Below are 17,232 nucleotides of genomic sequence, written 5' to 3'. Positions count from 1 at the left end.
GAAAGAACTTTTGTATTTATAATTAGTATTCTTGATCATATTGAATTTAGTTGTCTCCAAGTCTACTAAACCATTAAAAATATTACTTTTGTCGTCATGGAATTTTCATCAAAATTAATAGAAAAAGCGGTCAACGAAATGTCACAATTGCCAGGAATTGGTAAGCGTACGGCATTGCGTTTGGTGCTTCATTTATTAAAACAGCCAAAAGAGCAAACGGGCTTTTTATCTCAGGCATTATTAAATATGCGTGAGGATATTAAATTTTGCGAAAGCTGTCATAATATTTCAGACACAAAAGTTTGCGAAATTTGTGCAAATCTCGCGCGAAATCATCAGACTATTTGCGTAGTCGAAGATATTCGTGATGTTATGGCGATTGAAAATACCGGTCAGTACAAAGGAATTTATCATGTTTTAGGCGGCAAAATTTCTCCCATAGAAGGTGTTGGCCCAAGTCAGTTAAACATTTCGAGTTTGGTCGAAAAAGTAAAAGCAGGAAAAGTAATCGAAATTATTTTTGCCCTTAGCTCAACTATGGAAGGAGATACAACCAATTTTTATATCTATAAACAAATTGCAGAATCAGAAATTATAATTTCTACAATAGCCAGAGGTATATCAGTAGGCGATGAATTAGAATATGCAGACGAAATTACCCTCGGAAGAAGTATTTTACATCGCGTTCCGTTCGAAAAAACTTTCAAAAACAATTAAATAAACTCAAATAAAGGTTAGATTTTCTGAAAATTAAAGGAAAAGCTATATTTGCGATAAAATTTCAATAATGACAAAAAACGGCTTTTATATATTACTGCTAATTAGCGTGTTGTTTACATCCTGTATTCCAGTAAAAGACTTGACCTATTTGCAGGATAAAAATACTTCAGCAGAGCAAAATAATATAGCTGCAGTAGAGTCTAAACCTTATAGGTTACAAGTAAATGACATTTTAAGTGTCGATATAAAAGCGATAGATCCTAAGTTAGTTTCAATTTTTAATACAACAGAAGTTTCTTCTGGAGCAGGGAAATCTGAATCGACGTTATATTTTAACGGATTTACAGTTGATGATCACGGTAATATTAGAATGCCTATTTTAGGAGAAATTAATGTTATAGGATATACTCTTGAAGAAGTTCGGGTTACAATTGAAAAAAAATTACTGGAAGAATATTTTAAAAAAGAAGCTAATATTTTTGTTACTGTAAAATTAGCAGGTTTTAGGTATACAATAAATGGCGAAGTAGAAAGTACCGGTACTAAAACATTATTTCAGGAACATGTAAATATTATGGAAGCCATAGCAAATGCGGGTGATATAACCATAACAGGAAATAGAAAAGCAGTAACGATCATTCGTCAGACTCCAACAGGCGTACAAATGCATGATATTGATTTAACAGATGTTAATGTAATAAAATCGCCTTATTTTTATTTACAGCCAAATGATTACGTTTACGTAAAACCACTTAAACAAAAAAGTTGGGGAACAGGAAAAACAGGTATAGAATCCATAACTACAATTATTACTGTTTTGTCATTGGCCACGACAGTTTTTCTATTGCTTAAAAACTAAACTTAAATTCAAAAAATGTTAGATATAAAAGATTTTTCCATTTTTGAGAATCATTCAAATTTTGATTTTAAAGGATTCCTGTTGAAGATTTTAAGTTATTGGAAATGGTTTTTAGCTAGTTTGATCATTGCTTTTACAATTGCATATCAGGTAAATATTCGAAAAGAGAAAATTTACGCCATGCAAACCATGGTTTCTATTAAAGAAGAAAGAAACCCATTTTTTACATCAAATACCAGTTTAGTTTTTAATTGGGGAGGAGTTTCTGATCAGGTAAACGGAATTTCGACTATAATACAATCACGATCTCATAATGAATTGGTTGTAGATAAATTGCAATTTTATATCGATTACCTTACACAAGGAAAATACAATTTAGTAGATTCTTATGGCGCAGTTCCCTTTTATGTCAATATAGACAAATCAAAAGGGCAATTAGCGAACACCTTGATCAGTGTTAAGTTTTTAAGTGCCAATGAATATGAAATTCGCATCCCTTTCGAGAATAGTTCTGTTTCATTAATAACCTATTCTAATAACACTTATAGCAATACTGCTGTTCAGCCAACAGAATTTGTAAAAAAATATAAGGTTGGAGAACAAGTTTCGTTACCTTTTTTAAACTGGAAACTTCAAATCAATGATAATCCCGGTATGTATACAGGGAACGAGTATTTTGTAAAATTCAATGATTTTGATGGTACTGTATCAGGTTACAGAGGGGTAAATGTTAGTTCTGACGATAAAGGCGGTTCAATACTTACATTATCAATGCAGGGAACAAACAAAGCCCGAATGGTGGAGTATTTGAACGCTACGGTAAAAATGTTAATCAAACTTCAGCTTGACGGAAAAAACCAATTTGCAACCAATACCATACGATTTATTGATAGTACGCTGGTTGCAATGGAGTCGCAATTGAAAGAAACAGGAAGTGAGCTTAAATCTTTCAGGAAAGACAAAAATATCTATGAAATTGAAGGAGGAGGAGAAAAGGTTTCGGATAAAATTATGGATTTTGATGTCGAAAGAGACCAGGTTACAAGAAAAATTGCCTATTACAATTCTTTAAAATCATATTTAAATAATAGCGTTGATTATTCGAGATTGCCTGCGCCATCTGTTGCAGGAATAGAAGATCCTAATGTTGTTGTAAACGTATCAAAACTTATTGCCCTTTCTACACAAAGGTCAGAAATGGCTTATGCGGTAAAAAGCGACAAGATTTTTAAAGATTTTGATAATCAAATGCAGGCTGTGAAAAATGTTTTGCTGGAAAATATAGCTTCTGCAAAAGGATCTTTATTGACAGATTTAGCAATGGTAAATTCTAAAATTGGTCAGGCCGAAAGTACTGTAAAAAGACTTCCGGAACAACAGCAGGAATTATTGAAGATCCAGAGAAAATATGATTTAAGTGATAATATTTATAATGAATTTTTGAAGAAAAGAAATGAGGCCGAGATTGTAAAAGCATCAAATTTATCAGATCTGCATTTTATCGATCCCGCAAAAGATATTGGCGGAGGATTAATTGGCCCTAAAACTTCTGTAAATTATATTTTAGCTTTATTCTTAGGGACCTTAATACCTTTATTATTCATTTTCGGAATTTTCTTTGTTAATAATTCAATCCAGAATACTGAAGATATTAGCAAATTAACTCAAATACCATTAATTGGAGTGATTGGAGTTAATAAAGATTCTTTGAATTTAGCGGTTTTCGATAAGCCAAAATCGGCACTTTCAGAAGCCTTTAGGACGATTCGTTCTTCGTTGCAGTTTTTGTATAAAAAACAACAAGTAAGCGGTTCAAAAACATTGATGATTACTTCGTCTATAAGTGGTGAAGGAAAAACATTTTGTTCGATAAATATCGCTACAGTTTTCGCTTTAAGCGAAAAGAAAACGGTAATCATTGGTTTGGATTTAAGAAAACCAAGATTGGCAGATGAGTTTAATTTGAAAAATCAAATAGGGGTTGTAAATTATTTAATAAAACAAAATAGTTTAGCTGAGATTATAAACCCTACACAAATTCCGAATCTTGATGTTATTCTTTCAGGTCCAATTCCGCCTAATCCGTCAGAGTTAATTTTGAGCGATGCAATGCGGGACTTGATTTTGGAGCTGAAACAGCAATACGATTATATTATTCTGGACACGCCTCCGGTTGGGTTAGTGTCAGATGCATTAGAGTTAGCACAATTTGCAGATGTTACGCTTTATATAGTAAGACAAAATTATACTAAAAAAGACATGATAACGTTGCTAAATACCAGGGTGCAGCGTGGCGAGCTTGCAAATGCGAGTATTATTTTGAATGGTTATGAAAATAAAGCGAAATATGGCACGGCTTATGGATATGGGTACGGCTATGGAGCTTACTCAAACGGTTATCATGATGAAGTAAATAAATTAAGTTTCTGGAAAGAAATTTTGAATAAATTCAGGAAAAAATAATTGGTCATATGAAAACATCAACTCAACGTACAATTTTAATTACGGGCGGAGCGGGCTTTATTGGTTCCAATTTGTCCGAGTATTTTTTAGGATTGGGTCATAAAGTAGTTTGTCTGGATAATTTTTCTACAGGGCATCGTCATAATTTGAAAGATTTTATAGAGAATCCGAATTATAAATTAATCGAAGGAGATATTCGAAATATTGCCGATTGTAATTTAGTAGTAGATGGAGTCGATTATGTTTTGCACCAGGCCGCTTTAGGTTCTGTTCCAAGATCTATAAATGACCCCATTACGACAAATGATGTTAATGTTTCCGGTTTTCTAAATATGTTAGTGGCTGCTCGTGATGCAAAGGTTAAAAGATTCGTATACGCAGCAAGTTCTTCGACGTATGGAGATTCTCAGGGATTGCCAAAAGTAGAAGATGTTATTGGTAAACCTTTATCACCATATGCAATTACAAAATATGTAAACGAATTGTATGCTGAAATTTTCAGTAGAACTTACGGTTTAGAAACGATAGGTTTGCGTTATTTTAATGTTTTTGGAAGAAAGCAAGATCCAAATGGAGCATATGCCGCTGTGATTCCAAAGTTTGTTAATCAGTTAATGAATTATGATAGTCCCGTTATTAATGGAGATGGAAATTATTCTCGCGATTTTACTTATATCGACAATGTAATTCAGATGAATGAATTGGCAATGACAAGTCAAAATCCGGAAGCTATAAATACAGTTTATAATACCGCATTTGGAGATCGCAATACATTAAACGATCTCGTAGGATACTTAAAAAAGTATCTGTCTGAATTTGATGCTAAAATTGCTGATGTAGAAATTGTTTATGGAGAAAATAGAGCAGGAGATATTCCGCATTCACTGGCAAGTATCGATAAAGCAAAAACAGTTTTAGGATATGATCCTAAATATTCATTGCAAGATGGATTAAAAGAGGCTGTAAGCTGGTATTGGAATAATTTAAAATAAAATAAGGATCAAGATAATAGTAAATTAAATGAAAATTACAAAAATTTGTTGCATTGGTGCAGGTTATGTTGGAGGTCCGACAATGGCAGTAATTGCTCAAAAATGCCCGAATATTCAAGTCACAGTTGTTGATTTGAATGAACAAAGAATTAAAGACTGGAACGATCCAAATACAGATAATATTCCAATTTACGAACCGGGACTTTCAGAAATAGTTGGTGAAGCAAGAGGAAGAAATCTTTTCTTTTCGACTGAAGTAGAAAAAGCTATTGATGAAGCTCAGGTTATTTTTATATCTGTAAATACGCCAACAAAAACCTACGGAAAAGGAAAAGGCATGGCTGCCGATTTAAAATATATCGAACTTTGTGCGAGACAAATTGCTAAAGTAGCAAAGCAGAATAAAATTGTTGTCGAAAAATCAACTTTACCAGTACGTACAGCCGAAGCGATAAAAAGTATTCTGGACAATACCGGAAATGGAGTTCAGTTCCAAATCTTATCAAATCCTGAATTTTTGGCTGAAGGAACTGCTGTAACTGATTTATTAAACCCGGATAGAATTTTAATTGGTGGAGATACAACGCCGGAAGGTGAAGAAGCAATTAATGCTTTAGTTGATGTTTATGCAAATTGGGTAAGCAAAGATAAAATCCTGACAACAAATGTTTGGTCATCTGAACTTTCAAAGCTAACGGCTAATGCATTTTTAGCACAACGTATTTCATCTATAAATGCAATGTCTGAACTATGTGAAAAAACAGGAGCTGATGTTAGTGAAGTGGCAAAAGCAATTGGGATGGATAGCAGAATTGGGCCGAAATTTCTAAAAGCATCGGTTGGCTTTGGAGGTTCTTGTTTTCAAAAAGACATTTTGAATTTAGTTTACATTGCAAAATCTTACGGATTAAATGAGGTGGCTGATTATTGGGAGCAGGTAATTATAATGAATGATCATCAAAAAAGAAGATTTTCGAACAAAATTGTGCAAACTTTATATAATACAGTTGCTGATAAGAAAATTACATTTTTGGGATGGGCTTTCAAAAAAGATACCAATGACACCAGAGAATCTGCTGCAATTTATGTAGCTGATGATCTTATCAACGAGCAGGCTAAAATCTCTGTTTATGATCCTAAAGTTTCGAGAAATAAAATGCTTAACGATTTAGATTATTTACAAACCAGAAGTGAGGAAGCAAATAGCAAAGCCTTATCAATATTTGATAATGCTTATGAAGCATGTAAAGGCGCTCATGCTATTGCGATTCTAACAGAATGGGATGAGTTTACAACTTATGACTGGCAAAAAATTTACGATTCGATGCATAAACCGGCATTTCTTTTTGACGGAAGAAATATCTTAAATGCAAAAGAATTGGAATCAATAGGCTTCATTTATAAAGGAATAGGTTCTTAATTGCAAAAGATATTGAGGTAAAATTTAATATGAAATGAATAAGGCAAGATTGGTTTAAGGTTTTATTTCAATAAAAAGAAAAATGAAGAATTGGTATGTAGTGTATACAAAACCCAAATGGGAGAAAAAAGTTGCGGAAAAACTCAATGAAATCGGAATTGAATGTTACTGTCCATTAATAATCCAAATCAAACAATGGACAGATAGAAAGAAGAAGATTGAGGTGCCGCTTTTTAACTCCTATGTTTTTGTCCAATTAGAAGATGGTGATCGAAATTCCGTTTTTCAGATCTCAGGTGTAGTCCGGTATTTGTTTTGGTTAGGAAAACCTGCGATTGTTCGTGATGAAGAAATTAATATCATAAAAACAAGTTTGGCGTCTCCTAACTTAAGTGATGTTTCAGTGTCTTCGATTCAGGTTGGTGATCGTATAAAATTAGAATCAGGAGCTTTTAGTAATCAAGACGCAATAGTTCAGGAAATCTCAAATACTTATTATACGTTAGTTTTAGAATCTTTAGGGTGTGTCCTTAAAATAAAATATAAATAATATAGTTATATTGTGTAGCTATTGGTAATAAACAGAAGGTAAAATTTCTCCAAATAGAGATTTTATTTTCTGTTTTTTTTATAAGGTAAATTTTTACATACTGATAGATAGAGTGTTGGTGCTTAGTGTTGCTATTTATTTGTTAGTTTTTTCTGTATTACGGGAAACCGTATTGAATAAATTGACTTAATGTGCTATATTTGCCGAAAATGATTTTAGAGTATCTGTGTCAAAATTTTGTGACTCAGAGTGGCGAAGCCGTGAATTGTTATGACTGAAATAGATAAAAAAGATTACAAATTGAACGAAAACATAAAAATCGCCATTATTGGTTTAGGTTATGTTGGCCTGCCTTTGGCTCGATTATTTGCTACTAAATATTCAGTTATAGGTTTTGATATTAATGAAGCAAGAGTAGCTTCTTTAAAATCAGGTACAGATACAACATTAGAAGTTGATGATGCTACATTGCAGAATGTTTTAGTAGATAATTCCACTTCTGACGCGGGATTGTATTGCACAACTTCTTTAAACGATATTGCAGATTGTAATTATTTTATAGTTACGGTTCCTACTCCGGTAGATAAAAATAATCGTCCTGATTTGACTCCGTTATATAAATCGAGCGAGTCTGTTGGTGAAATATTGAAAAAAGGAGATATTGTTATATATGAGTCAACGGTTTATCCAGGTGTTACTGAAGAACAGTGTGTGCCAGTTTTAGAAAGAGTTTCAGGATTAAAATTTAATGAAGATTTTTATGCAGGATATTCACCGGAAAGAATAAATCCGGGAGACAAAGAGCATACAGTCGAAAAGATCTTAAAAGTCACTTCAGGTTCAACACCTGAAATTGGTTTAAAAGTTGATGCTTTGTACAAGTCAGTAATTACTGCTGGAACTCATTTGGCACCTTCCATAAAAGTGGCAGAAGCGGCTAAAGTGATAGAAAACTCACAAAGAGACATTAATATTGCTTTTGTAAATGAACTGGCTAAAATATTCAATTTAATGAATATTGATACGCAGGAAGTATTAGCAGCAGCCTCAACAAAATGGAATTTTTTACCATTTAAACCAGGATTAGTAGGAGGACACTGTATTGGTGTCGATCCTTATTATTTAGCACAAAGAGCTCAAGAATTTGGATATCATCCCGAAATAATTTTAGCAGGTCGACGTTTGAATGACAGCATGGGAGAATACGTTGCTTCTCAAATAGTGAAGTTGATGATTAAAAAAGGAATTTCTGTTAATGGTGCAAATCTTTTAATGCTTGGAATTACTTTCAAAGAAAATTGTCCTGATGTACGTAATACAAAAATTGTTGATGTTGTAAAAGCATTAAAAGAATATGGTATTTTAGTAACAATATTTGATCCCTTGGCTAATGCGAATGATGTAAAAAAAGAATATAATTTAGTAACAATTAACACTTTGCCAAATGATAAATTTGATGCCATTGTTCTGGGAGTTTCTCACAAGGAATTTTTAGAATTAAATTTTTCAGAGTTGCAAAAAGAAAATAGTTTATTATACGATGTAAAAGGAGTTTTAGGAGCTATAGCTGATAATAGATTATAGTAACTAAAGGTCTTTTTTTATTTTAAGAAAAATGGAAACAAAGAATTCAATTATACATGTCATTTTAACTGGTGGAGTTGGTAGTAGATTATGGCCGCTATCTCGAAAAAGTCAGCCAAAACAATATTTAGAAATATTTGAAAATAAATCTTTATTTGAAATAACTGTGGATCGTAACAGTCATTTAGCAAATAAGGTCATGGTGGTGGGGAATGTAGATAATCATCACCTAAGTGGTAAGGTTATGGATAAAACCAAAACTTCTTATGTAAACATTGTTGAAGCTACACCTCGCAATACTGCAGCTGCAATTGCTTTTGCTGCATTTGCTTCAGATCCTGATGATATACTAATTGTAACGCCTTCAGATCACATTATTGATAAAATAGAGGATTATAATAAAGCTATAGATGAGGCAGTTCTGAAGGCAAAAGAAGGATTTATTGTGACTTTTGGGATTATCCCAACCAAGCCAGAAACAGGATATGGTTATATTGAGTCAAAAGGGGATAATGTAATTTCGTTTCGTGAAAAACCCAATCAAACTACAGCAAAAGAATTCATTGCAAAAGGAAATTTTCTTTGGAATAGTGGGATGTTCTGTTTCAAAGCGAGTGTTCTTTTAGAGGAGCTAAAACAATTCCAGCCGGATGTTTATGAGAAATCAAAAGCAGTTTGGGAAGCCAGCGAAAATGGATTTTTAGATTTGAATTTGTCATTAGAAATTCCATCAATCAGTATTGATTATGCTGTTATGGAACGCAGTAAAAAAATAAAAGTCGTACCTGCATCATTTTCATGGTCTGATTTAGGATCATTTGAGTCGGTTTATGATTATTTAGTTTCAAAAGGACATCCTACAGATAAAAATGGAAATATGGTGATTGGTTCTGGTAAGCATACTACTTTTCTGGGATTAAAAAACACTATTTTCGTGTATACCGATACAGCAAATTTAATTTTGCAAAAAGAAAACTCACAAGATGTAAAGGATATTTATAGTGAGTTGGAAAAAATAAATTCAGATTTATTAAATTAATTGAAATTTAAATGAAAAAAATTCTTATAACTGGTGGTGCTGGTTTTATTGGTTCACACGTAGTAAGACGTTTTGTAAATAAATATCCTGAATGCCAAATCTTTAATTTAGATGCATTAACTTATGCAGGTAATTTAGAAAATATTAAGGATATTGAAAACCAGCCTAACTATACCTTTGTAAAAGGAGATATTGTTGATGAATCTTTTATAAATGAGCTTTTTTCATTACATAATTTTGATGGTGTTTTGCATTTAGCAGCAGAATCTCACGTCGATCGTTCTATTGAAGATCCATTAGCATTTGTTAGGACGAATGTCATTGGTACGATGAATTTATTAAACGCAGCCAAGAATCAATGGAAGAATAATTTTGAGGATAAACGTTTCTACCATATTAGTACCGATGAAGTCTATGGTTCTCTTGGAGCAGAGGGACTTTTTACAGAAACTACTTCTTATGATCCTAATTCGCCGTATTCTGCTTCTAAGGCAAGTTCAGATCATTTTGTAAGAGCGTATGGTGAAACTTACGGTTTACCCTACGTTCTGACCAATTGTTCCAATAATTATGGTTCCTATCATTTTCCTGAAAAATTAATTCCACTTTTTATAAATAATATTATTAATAACAAACCATTACCAGTTTATGGAGATGGGAATTATACCCGTGACTGGCTTTTTGTTGAAGATCATGCTATTGCTATAGACTTAGTTTTTCATGAAGGAAAAAATCATGAAACCTATAATATTGGTGGTTTTAATGAATGGAAAAATATTGATTTGGTAAAATTATTATGCCAAATCATGGATCAAAAATTAGGAAGGTCTGAAGGAACTTCCCAGAGATTGATTACTTATGTAAAAGATAGACCTGGACATGATTTGCGTTATGCGATAGATGCTTCGAAAATTAATAAGGAATTGGGATGGAGACCTTCTGTTACTTTTGAGGAAGGTTTAGAAAAAACAATTAATTGGTACCTTAATAATGAAGTATGGTTACAAAATGTAACCTCTGGATCTTATAAAGAGTATTATCAAAAACAATATTCATAAACAATAAACAATTTTATTTAAACCAACTTAGGTTGAATTATAGTTTCATATGAAAAAGATAACATACGTTCTTACACTGTTTTTTATTTTATTGCTTTCATTTAATGCAAATGCACAGGACATCCTTAAATCAAAAGATTTAAGCACAGTAAAAGTAGATTATTTGTCTGATGATGATTTAGCTAAAATTAGTGCTCAATTAAAAAGTAATAATGCAACGATTGATAGTGTAGAGTCAATGGCTTTGTCGAAAGGGATGAGTCAAACTGAATTCAATAAATTGAGAATCAAACTTAACGAATTTGACAAGAAAAATGCTAAAGGAGATGTAAATGATAAAAATAGTAAGCCAAAAATAGTAGATAAGGATTCTGAGTTTGGAAGAAAACAGGAAAAAACTAAAAATGATAAAGTAAAAGATTCTGTAAATGCCTTAATCTTTGGTTCTGAATTATTTGATAATCCTACTTTAAATTTTGAACCTGATTTAAAATTAGCCACTCCTATGAATTATGTTTTGGGACCAGGAGATGAATTGCAGATAAGTGTATATGGTGTTCAGGAATACAATGCCAGTATTCCAGTTAGCGTAGAAGGAAAGATAACGATAGATTACGTTGGTCAAATTTCGGTTTCGGGAATGTCAATTGAAGCAGCTACTCAAAAAATTAAAGCAGCTATAGCAAGGGTTTATAGTACAGTAAGTTCTGGACAATCTCAAGTTAGTGTAAGTTTAAGTCGAATTCGTACTATTAAAATCACTATTGTAGGTGGGAAACAGCCGGGAAATTATTCTATTTCTTCTTTGGCGACAGTCTATAATGCTTTGCATTTGGCTGGAGGGCCTGGAAAAAATGGAAGTTATAGAAATATAGAATTAATTAGAAATAATAAAGTTTACAAAAATGTAGACATCTATAAGTTTTTAGTTAAGGGTGATCAATCTGATAATGTAAGTTTGAAAGATAACGATGTTATTCGAATTCCGGCATATAGCCAAAGAGTTACAGTTGAAGGAGAAGTAAAACGTCCCGGGATTTTCGAGATGAAAAAAGGAGAAAAGTTTTCTGACCTATTGAATTTCGCATCTGGTTTTAATGAATTTGCCTATACTGCATCAGTAAATGTAATGCAGAAAACAGGAAAAGAATTTAAAGTGCATGATATAAATGAAAGTGAGTATAATACATATTTACCACAGTCTGGAGATGTTTTTAGAGTTACTAAAATTTTAAACCGATTTGAAAACCGTATTAAAATCGAGGGTGCAGTTTTTAGACCGGATTATTACTCTTATAATGAAGGAATGCGAATTTCGGATCTTATTACAAGAGCAGAAGGTCTTAAAGAAGATGCCTATACAAAAAGAGCAAGGATTATTCGTTTAAAAACGGATTTAACTACAGAAATTGTTAATGTTGATTTAGCGACGGCCTTATCAGGAGACTTAAATTCAGATATAGCATTAAAAAGAGAAGATATTGTAACCGTATATTCTATTTTGGATTTTAGAGAAGAATATAAAGTTACTATTGATGGTGAAGTTAAAAACCCTGGTATATACGAGTATTTTGATAATTTAACGCTAAATGATTTGGTAGTTCAGGTAGGTGGTTTAACTGGCTCTGCATCTAAAAGAGTTGAGATTGCAAGGATGGTTAAATCTGATGAGATTGACGATGCCGATCCTAAACGCATCGAATTAGTGGAACTTGAAATTACAGCTAACAACAACGAGCAGATTAAAAACTTTGTTTTAAAACCTTTTGATGTTATAAATGTTAGGAAAATGGCTGTTTATGAGAAACCGGAAATGGTATCCGTAAGTGGAGCAGTAAGTTATCCTGGGAAATATGTACTGGCAAATAAAAAAGAGACCGTATATAATGTTGTAATGAGGGCTGGTGGACTCACTTCTATTGCCAATTTAGATGGTATGAAGATTAGAAGACCTATCAAACAGGAGCAAATAGATAAACTGCAAAGTATTGATTTGAATCTGACTAAAAATGATTCGGTAAAAGATAAACTAACTAAAAAATTAAAGGAAAATCTAAAATTTGCTACCATTCCTGTTAATTGGGAGAAAATTGTAAAAGATAAAAATCATTATTCTAATGTAACATTATTTCCTGGTGATGAGATTGAAGTTGCTGTTTATAATGAAGGAGTTAAAGTCACAGGCAATGTTTTGCTAACATCTGAGATTCCCTATAGAAGCGGAAAAGGATTTAAATATTATATCAATGCTGTAGGTGGTGTAGATAGTAAAGGATGGAAGAAAAAAGCTTATATAATTTATCCCAATGGTAAAGCTTCCGTGACGGGTTCATTCTTGTTTTTTAGATCATACCCAACAGTGACCCCAGATTCTCAAATTGTCGTTCCGGAAAAACCAGAAACGAAGAAAATGAGTACAGGAGAATGGGTAGGTATTGGAAGTGTGCTTACTAGTTTAGCATTGTTAATTGTTACTGCTTTTAAATAGTATTTGATGGAAAATAGAGTGAATCAAGGTGATGAAATTACATTAAAAGAATTAATTCAAAAGATAAGTGATTGGTATTCATATTTAATTAAACGATGGAAAATTATAGTAATTGCGGGTTTAATTGGTAGTGTATTTGGGATCTTGTATGCAATTAGTAAAAAACCTGTTTACACAGCTACATTGTCTTTTGCATTAGAAGATGATAAGGCTGGTGTTGGTTTAGGTGGCGCTTTGGGATTTGCCAGTTCCTTTGGCCTAGATTTAGGAGGAGGAGGTGGAAGTATCTTTACAGGATCTAATCTAACTGAATTATTTAAATCGAGGTCAATGGTAGAGAAAACATTATTATCTCCTGTAAATATTAATGGTAAAGAAATTTCTTTAGCTGAGATGTACATCAGAAATAATGAATGGAGAAAGGGTTGGGCAAAAAAAACAAAATTTGAGAAAATACAATTTTCACCAAATAGTAGTCGTAAAAGTTTTACTAGAATACAAGATAGTATTATTGGTAAAATATATCAAAATTTGTCTGCTACAAGTTTGTATGTAGGACAAAAAGATAAGAAAATTTCTATAATTAATATTGATGTTTCTTCAACAGATGAGCTTTTTGCAAAGTATTTCTGTGAAGCTTTAGCTAAACAAGTTGGCCAGTTTTATATTGAGACAAAAAGTAAAAAAGCAAGGATGAATATGGCTATCTTAGAACGTCAAGTTGACTCGGTTCGCGGAGAACTTAATGGAGCTATTACTGGAGTAGCTATTGCAAATGATAATACTTTTAATTTGAACCCAGCTCTTAATATTCGTCGGGCTCCTTCGGCTAGAAGGCAAGTCGATGTTCAGGCTAATAGTGCGATATTAACAGAATTAGTTAAACAAGCTGAGTTGGCTAAAGTTACTCTGAGAAAAGAAACTCCATTAATTCAAGTAATTGATAGACCGATATTGCCTTTAAATAAAGAAGGTTTTGGTAGGTTAAAAGGATTATTAATTGGAGGTTTTTGTGCTGGTCTTTGTGCCGTTTTTATTTTGATCTTTAGAAGATTGTTGAAATTACTTACACAATAATTTTAAAATAAAAATATAATTAAATTGATATAAATGAACATTTTAAAATTAATAGGTAGAAACGAAGAAATATTTGAGAAAGATATTTTTGCTTATGAAGATCAGTTATTCAAAATCATTAATAATTCTTCTTTTTTAGTTATAGGCGGTGCAGGTTCGATTGGTCAAGCTGTTACAAAAGAAATATTTAAGCGTAAACCGCTTAAGTTGCACGTAGTAGATATTAGTGAAAACAATATGGTGGAACTTGTTAGAGATTTAAGAAGTTCTTACGGTTATATTGATGGAGATTTTCAAACTTTTGCATTAGATATAGGATCAATTGAGTATGATGCCTTCATTAAGGCAGATGGTAAATATGATTACGTCTTAAATCTATCTGCTTTAAAACATGTTCGTAGCGAAAAAGATGCATTTACCTTAATGCGAATGATAGATGTAAATATTTTTAATACTGATAAAACATTACAACAGTCAATTGATAATGGAACCAAAAAATACTTTTGTGTCTCAACAGATAAAGCTGCTAATCCGGTTAATATGATGGGTGCTTCAAAAAGAATAATGGAAATGTATTTAATGCGAAAAAGTCATCATATTAAAATTTCTACAGCACGTTTTGCAAATGTTGCATTTTCAGATGGTTCTTTGTTGCACGGGTTTAATCAGCGTATTATTAAAAAACAACCAATTGTTGCACCTAATGATATTAAACGATACTTTGTTACTCCAAAAGAATCAGGTGAACTTTGTTTAATGTCATGCATTTTTGGAGAAAATAGAGATATCTTTTTTCCTAAGTTAAATGAAAATTTACATTTAATTTCTTTTGCAGATATAGCAGTTAAATATTTAGCTGAAATTGGTTATGAAGCTTATTTATGTAAATCCGAAGAAGAAGCTAGAAATAGTGTAGAAGAGCTTATAAATCAAAAAAAATGGCCATGTTTATTTACAGGCAGTGATACTACTGGCGAAAAAGATTTTGAGGAGTTTTTTACCCATAATGAAATTTTAGACATGGATAGATTTGAAAATTTGGGAGTAATCAAAAATGAACCAAACTTCTCTGCTCAAAAGTTAGAAGAATTTACTACCGAAATAGGACTTATGAAGTCAAATAGAAGTTGGAAAAAAGAAGAAATAGTAAATTTGTTTCATAAAATGATACCAGATTTTGGACATAAGGAAACAGGTAAATATTTAGATTCAAAAATGTAATTATGAGTAGTATTAATACAGTTGTATCTTTTATAAAACAACAGTATAAAACAGATGATTTTATACCTCTTCATGTTCCTCACTTTGCAGGTAATGAAAAAAAATACTTATTAGAAACAATAGATTCAACATTTGTTTCGTCTGTAGGTGCATATGTTAATCAGTTTGAAGTAATGATGCAAGCTATAACAGATACACAAAAGGCTGTTGCTGTTGTTAATGGTACTGCAGCAATTCAAGTAGCTTTGCGTCTAGTAGGAGTAGAATCAGGTGATGAAGTGCTAACTCAAGCATTAACTTTTGTTGCAACTGCGAATGCAATTGCATATCAAAATGCTACTCCAGTTTTTTTAGATGTAGATATAGATACTATGGGATTATCTCCTAAAGCTGTTGTTTCTTTTTTAGAGGAATTTGGCGATTTACGTGAGGATGCTTGTTATAATAAAAAAACTGGAAAAAAAATTGGCGCATGTTTGCCAATGCATACTTTCGGTTTTCCAGTACATTTAGAAGAATTGATGACAATTTGCAATATTTGGAAAATTCCAGTAGTTGAAGATGCAGCTGAGTCATTAGGAAGTGAGTATAAGGGTAAACCAACAGGGAGTTTTGGTAAAGTTGGTAGTTTTTCATTTAATGGAAATAAAATAGTAACCTCTGGCGGAGGTGGAGCTATAGTAAGTAATGATCTTAAATTAGGTGAAAAAGCAAAATACTTAACGACTACAGCTAAAATCCCGCACCCTTATGAATATGTTCATGATGAGATGGGGTATAATTTCAGAATGCCTAATTTGAATGCAGCATTAGCATGTGCTCAATTGGAACAATTGGATAGTTTTTTAGTAAATAAAAGGCAATTAGCAAAAGAATATGAATCTTTTTTTGCAACTAAAGGTATAAAATTTAGAACGGAGACACCAGAAACTAAAGCAAATTATTGGTTGATGTGTGTAGAGTTAGAGGATAAGTTTGAAAGAGATTTGTTTTTGGAAACAACAAATGCAAATAATGTAATGACACGACCTATTTGGCAATTAATGTATCGCTTACCTATGTATGCGAATTGTCAAAAAGATTTACAAATTAATGCTGAATTTTTAGAAGAAAGAATTGTCAATATACCAAGCAGTGTCAGATAAAAAGATAATTCTTATTGGGTATTCAGGACATGCTTATGTTGTGGCAGAAACCATTTTAGAAAATGGATATGAATTGATTGGATATTCAGAAAAAGAAGAATCAGCCAGCAATCCTTACAATTTATCGTATTTAGGATTTGAAAATGAAGAAAGTTTTGTAGGCTGGAGAAGTTACGTTTCTTTCGCAATTGGTATAGGAAATAATAAGATAAGACAAAATGTTGCCAGTTTAATCGAGGCCAAAGGAAAAACAACTCAAACAATTATTCATAAAACGTCTAATTTGTCAAAGTATGCTTCAATAGATAGTGGGACCTTTATTAATAAAAATGTAGTCGTTAATGCATTTGCATCAATAGGGAAAAATGTAATTTTAAATACGGGTTGTATAATTGAGCATGAATGTGTTTTGTATGATGCAGTACATATAGCACCCGGAGCTGTTTTAGCAGGTAATGTCACAGTTGGAGAAAGGACTTTTGTAGGAGCTAATTCTGTAATTAAGCAAGGTATTGTAATTGGTAAAGATGTTATAATAGGCGCAGGCAGTGTCATAATCAATGATGTGCCTGACGGTAAGAAAGTAGTTGGAAATCCTGGTCGAATAATTTAAAAT

The 17,232-nt window shown here is 32.2% G+C and carries 14 protein-coding genes; all 14 read left to right on the top strand.

The window, feature by feature from the left end:
* The first annotated feature begins 96 nt into the window (after positions 1 to 96).
* Complete coding sequence (recR, locus tag LNP81_RS02035) at positions 97 to 717, top strand: recombination mediator RecR (protein ID WP_078005993.1); 621 nt, start codon at positions 97 to 99, stop codon at positions 715 to 717.
* 70 nt (positions 718 to 787) lie between these two features.
* Complete coding sequence (locus LNP81_RS02030) at positions 788 to 1,579, top strand: polysaccharide biosynthesis/export family protein (protein ID WP_230033096.1); 792 nt, start codon at positions 788 to 790, stop codon at positions 1,577 to 1,579.
* Positions 1,580 to 1,594: 15 nt separating this feature from the next.
* Complete coding sequence (locus LNP81_RS02025) at positions 1,595 to 4,042, top strand: polysaccharide biosynthesis tyrosine autokinase (RefSeq protein ID WP_230033094.1); 2,448 nt, start codon at positions 1,595 to 1,597, stop codon at positions 4,040 to 4,042.
* 8 nt (positions 4,043 to 4,050) lie between these two features.
* Entirely contained in the window at positions 4,051 to 5,034 is a 984-nt protein-coding gene (locus LNP81_RS02020) for an SDR family oxidoreductase (RefSeq protein WP_230033092.1), read from the top strand.
* A gap of 28 nt (positions 5,035 to 5,062) precedes the next feature.
* Positions 5,063 to 6,454 carry a UDP-glucose 6-dehydrogenase gene (locus LNP81_RS02015; protein ID WP_230033090.1) on the top strand — a complete coding sequence of 464 codons (1,392 nt, stop codon included), beginning with the start codon at positions 5,063 to 5,065 and terminating at the stop codon, positions 6,452 to 6,454.
* A gap of 82 nt (positions 6,455 to 6,536) precedes the next feature.
* Positions 6,537 to 7,004, top strand: a complete 468-nt coding sequence (locus tag LNP81_RS02010) for a UpxY family transcription antiterminator (protein WP_230033088.1) — start codon at positions 6,537 to 6,539, stop codon at positions 7,002 to 7,004.
* Positions 7,005 to 7,304: 300 nt separating this feature from the next.
* Positions 7,305 to 8,588: a nucleotide sugar dehydrogenase gene (locus LNP81_RS02005; RefSeq protein WP_305070231.1), complete on the top strand. Its 1,284-nt coding sequence runs from the start codon at positions 7,305 to 7,307 to the stop codon at positions 8,586 to 8,588.
* A gap of 31 nt (positions 8,589 to 8,619) precedes the next feature.
* Positions 8,620 to 9,627 carry a mannose-1-phosphate guanylyltransferase gene (locus tag LNP81_RS02000; RefSeq protein ID WP_230033084.1) on the top strand — a complete coding sequence of 336 codons (1,008 nt, stop codon included), beginning with the start codon at positions 8,620 to 8,622 and terminating at the stop codon, positions 9,625 to 9,627.
* Positions 9,628 to 9,638: 11 nt separating this feature from the next.
* Positions 9,639 to 10,685 carry a dTDP-glucose 4,6-dehydratase gene (gene rfbB / locus LNP81_RS01995; protein ID WP_230033083.1) on the top strand — a complete coding sequence of 349 codons (1,047 nt, stop codon included), beginning with the start codon at positions 9,639 to 9,641 and terminating at the stop codon, positions 10,683 to 10,685.
* A 49-nt stretch (positions 10,686 to 10,734) separates the two neighbouring features.
* The gene (locus LNP81_RS01990) at positions 10,735 to 13,173 is read left to right on the top strand and encodes an SLBB domain-containing protein (RefSeq protein WP_230033082.1); all 2,439 of its coding nucleotides are present in this window, start codon (positions 10,735 to 10,737) and stop codon (positions 13,171 to 13,173) included.
* A gap of 6 nt (positions 13,174 to 13,179) precedes the next feature.
* Complete coding sequence (locus LNP81_RS01985) at positions 13,180 to 14,250, top strand: Wzz/FepE/Etk N-terminal domain-containing protein (protein WP_230033081.1); 1,071 nt, start codon at positions 13,180 to 13,182, stop codon at positions 14,248 to 14,250.
* 33 nt (positions 14,251 to 14,283) lie between these two features.
* Entirely contained in the window at positions 14,284 to 15,471 is a 1,188-nt protein-coding gene (locus tag LNP81_RS01980; protein ID WP_230033080.1) for a UDP-N-acetylglucosamine 4,6-dehydratase, read from the top strand.
* 2 nt (positions 15,472 to 15,473) lie between these two features.
* Positions 15,474 to 16,616 (top strand): LegC family aminotransferase, encoded by a 1,143-nt coding sequence (locus LNP81_RS01975; RefSeq protein ID WP_230033079.1) that lies wholly within the window; start codon positions 15,474 to 15,476, stop codon positions 16,614 to 16,616.
* On the top strand, positions 16,588 to 17,229 hold the full coding sequence (locus LNP81_RS01970) for an acetyltransferase (RefSeq protein WP_230033078.1): 642 nt from the start codon (positions 16,588 to 16,590) through the stop codon (positions 17,227 to 17,229). The genes LNP81_RS01975 and LNP81_RS01970 overlap by 29 nt, the downstream gene beginning before the upstream one ends.
* Positions 17,230 to 17,232: the final 3 nt, after the last annotated feature.

This window comes from Flavobacterium piscisymbiosum (genome assembly GCF_020905295.1).
GTDB lineage: Bacteria > Bacteroidota > Bacteroidia > Flavobacteriales > Flavobacteriaceae > Flavobacterium > Flavobacterium piscisymbiosum.
The sequence above is the reverse complement of the archived record's forward strand: the minus strand, read 5'-3'. Positions and strand labels throughout refer to the sequence as shown.

Bases quoted from the DNA above. Each gene is read 5' to 3' on its own strand.
- recR (WP_078005993.1), top strand. From the start codon at position 97: ATGGAATTTTCATCAAAATTAATAGAAAAAGCGGTCAACGAAATGTCA.
- LNP81_RS02030 (WP_230033096.1), top strand. From the start codon at position 788: ATGACAAAAAACGGCTTTTATATATTACTGCTAATTAGCGTGTTGTTT.
- LNP81_RS02025 (WP_230033094.1), top strand. From the start codon at position 1,595: ATGTTAGATATAAAAGATTTTTCCATTTTTGAGAATCATTCAAATTTT.
- LNP81_RS02020 (WP_230033092.1), top strand. From the start codon at position 4,051: ATGAAAACATCAACTCAACGTACAATTTTAATTACGGGCGGAGCGGGC.
- LNP81_RS02015 (WP_230033090.1), top strand. From the start codon at position 5,063: ATGAAAATTACAAAAATTTGTTGCATTGGTGCAGGTTATGTTGGAGGT.
- LNP81_RS02010 (WP_230033088.1), top strand. From the start codon at position 6,537: ATGAAGAATTGGTATGTAGTGTATACAAAACCCAAATGGGAGAAAAAA.
- LNP81_RS02000 (WP_230033084.1), top strand. From the start codon at position 8,620: ATGGAAACAAAGAATTCAATTATACATGTCATTTTAACTGGTGGAGTT.
- rfbB (WP_230033083.1), top strand. From the start codon at position 9,639: ATGAAAAAAATTCTTATAACTGGTGGTGCTGGTTTTATTGGTTCACAC.
- LNP81_RS01990 (WP_230033082.1), top strand. From the start codon at position 10,735: ATGAAAAAGATAACATACGTTCTTACACTGTTTTTTATTTTATTGCTT.
- LNP81_RS01985 (WP_230033081.1), top strand. From the start codon at position 13,180: ATGGAAAATAGAGTGAATCAAGGTGATGAAATTACATTAAAAGAATTA.
- LNP81_RS01980 (WP_230033080.1), top strand. From the start codon at position 14,284: ATGAACATTTTAAAATTAATAGGTAGAAACGAAGAAATATTTGAGAAA.
- LNP81_RS01975 (WP_230033079.1), top strand. From the start codon at position 15,474: ATGAGTAGTATTAATACAGTTGTATCTTTTATAAAACAACAGTATAAA.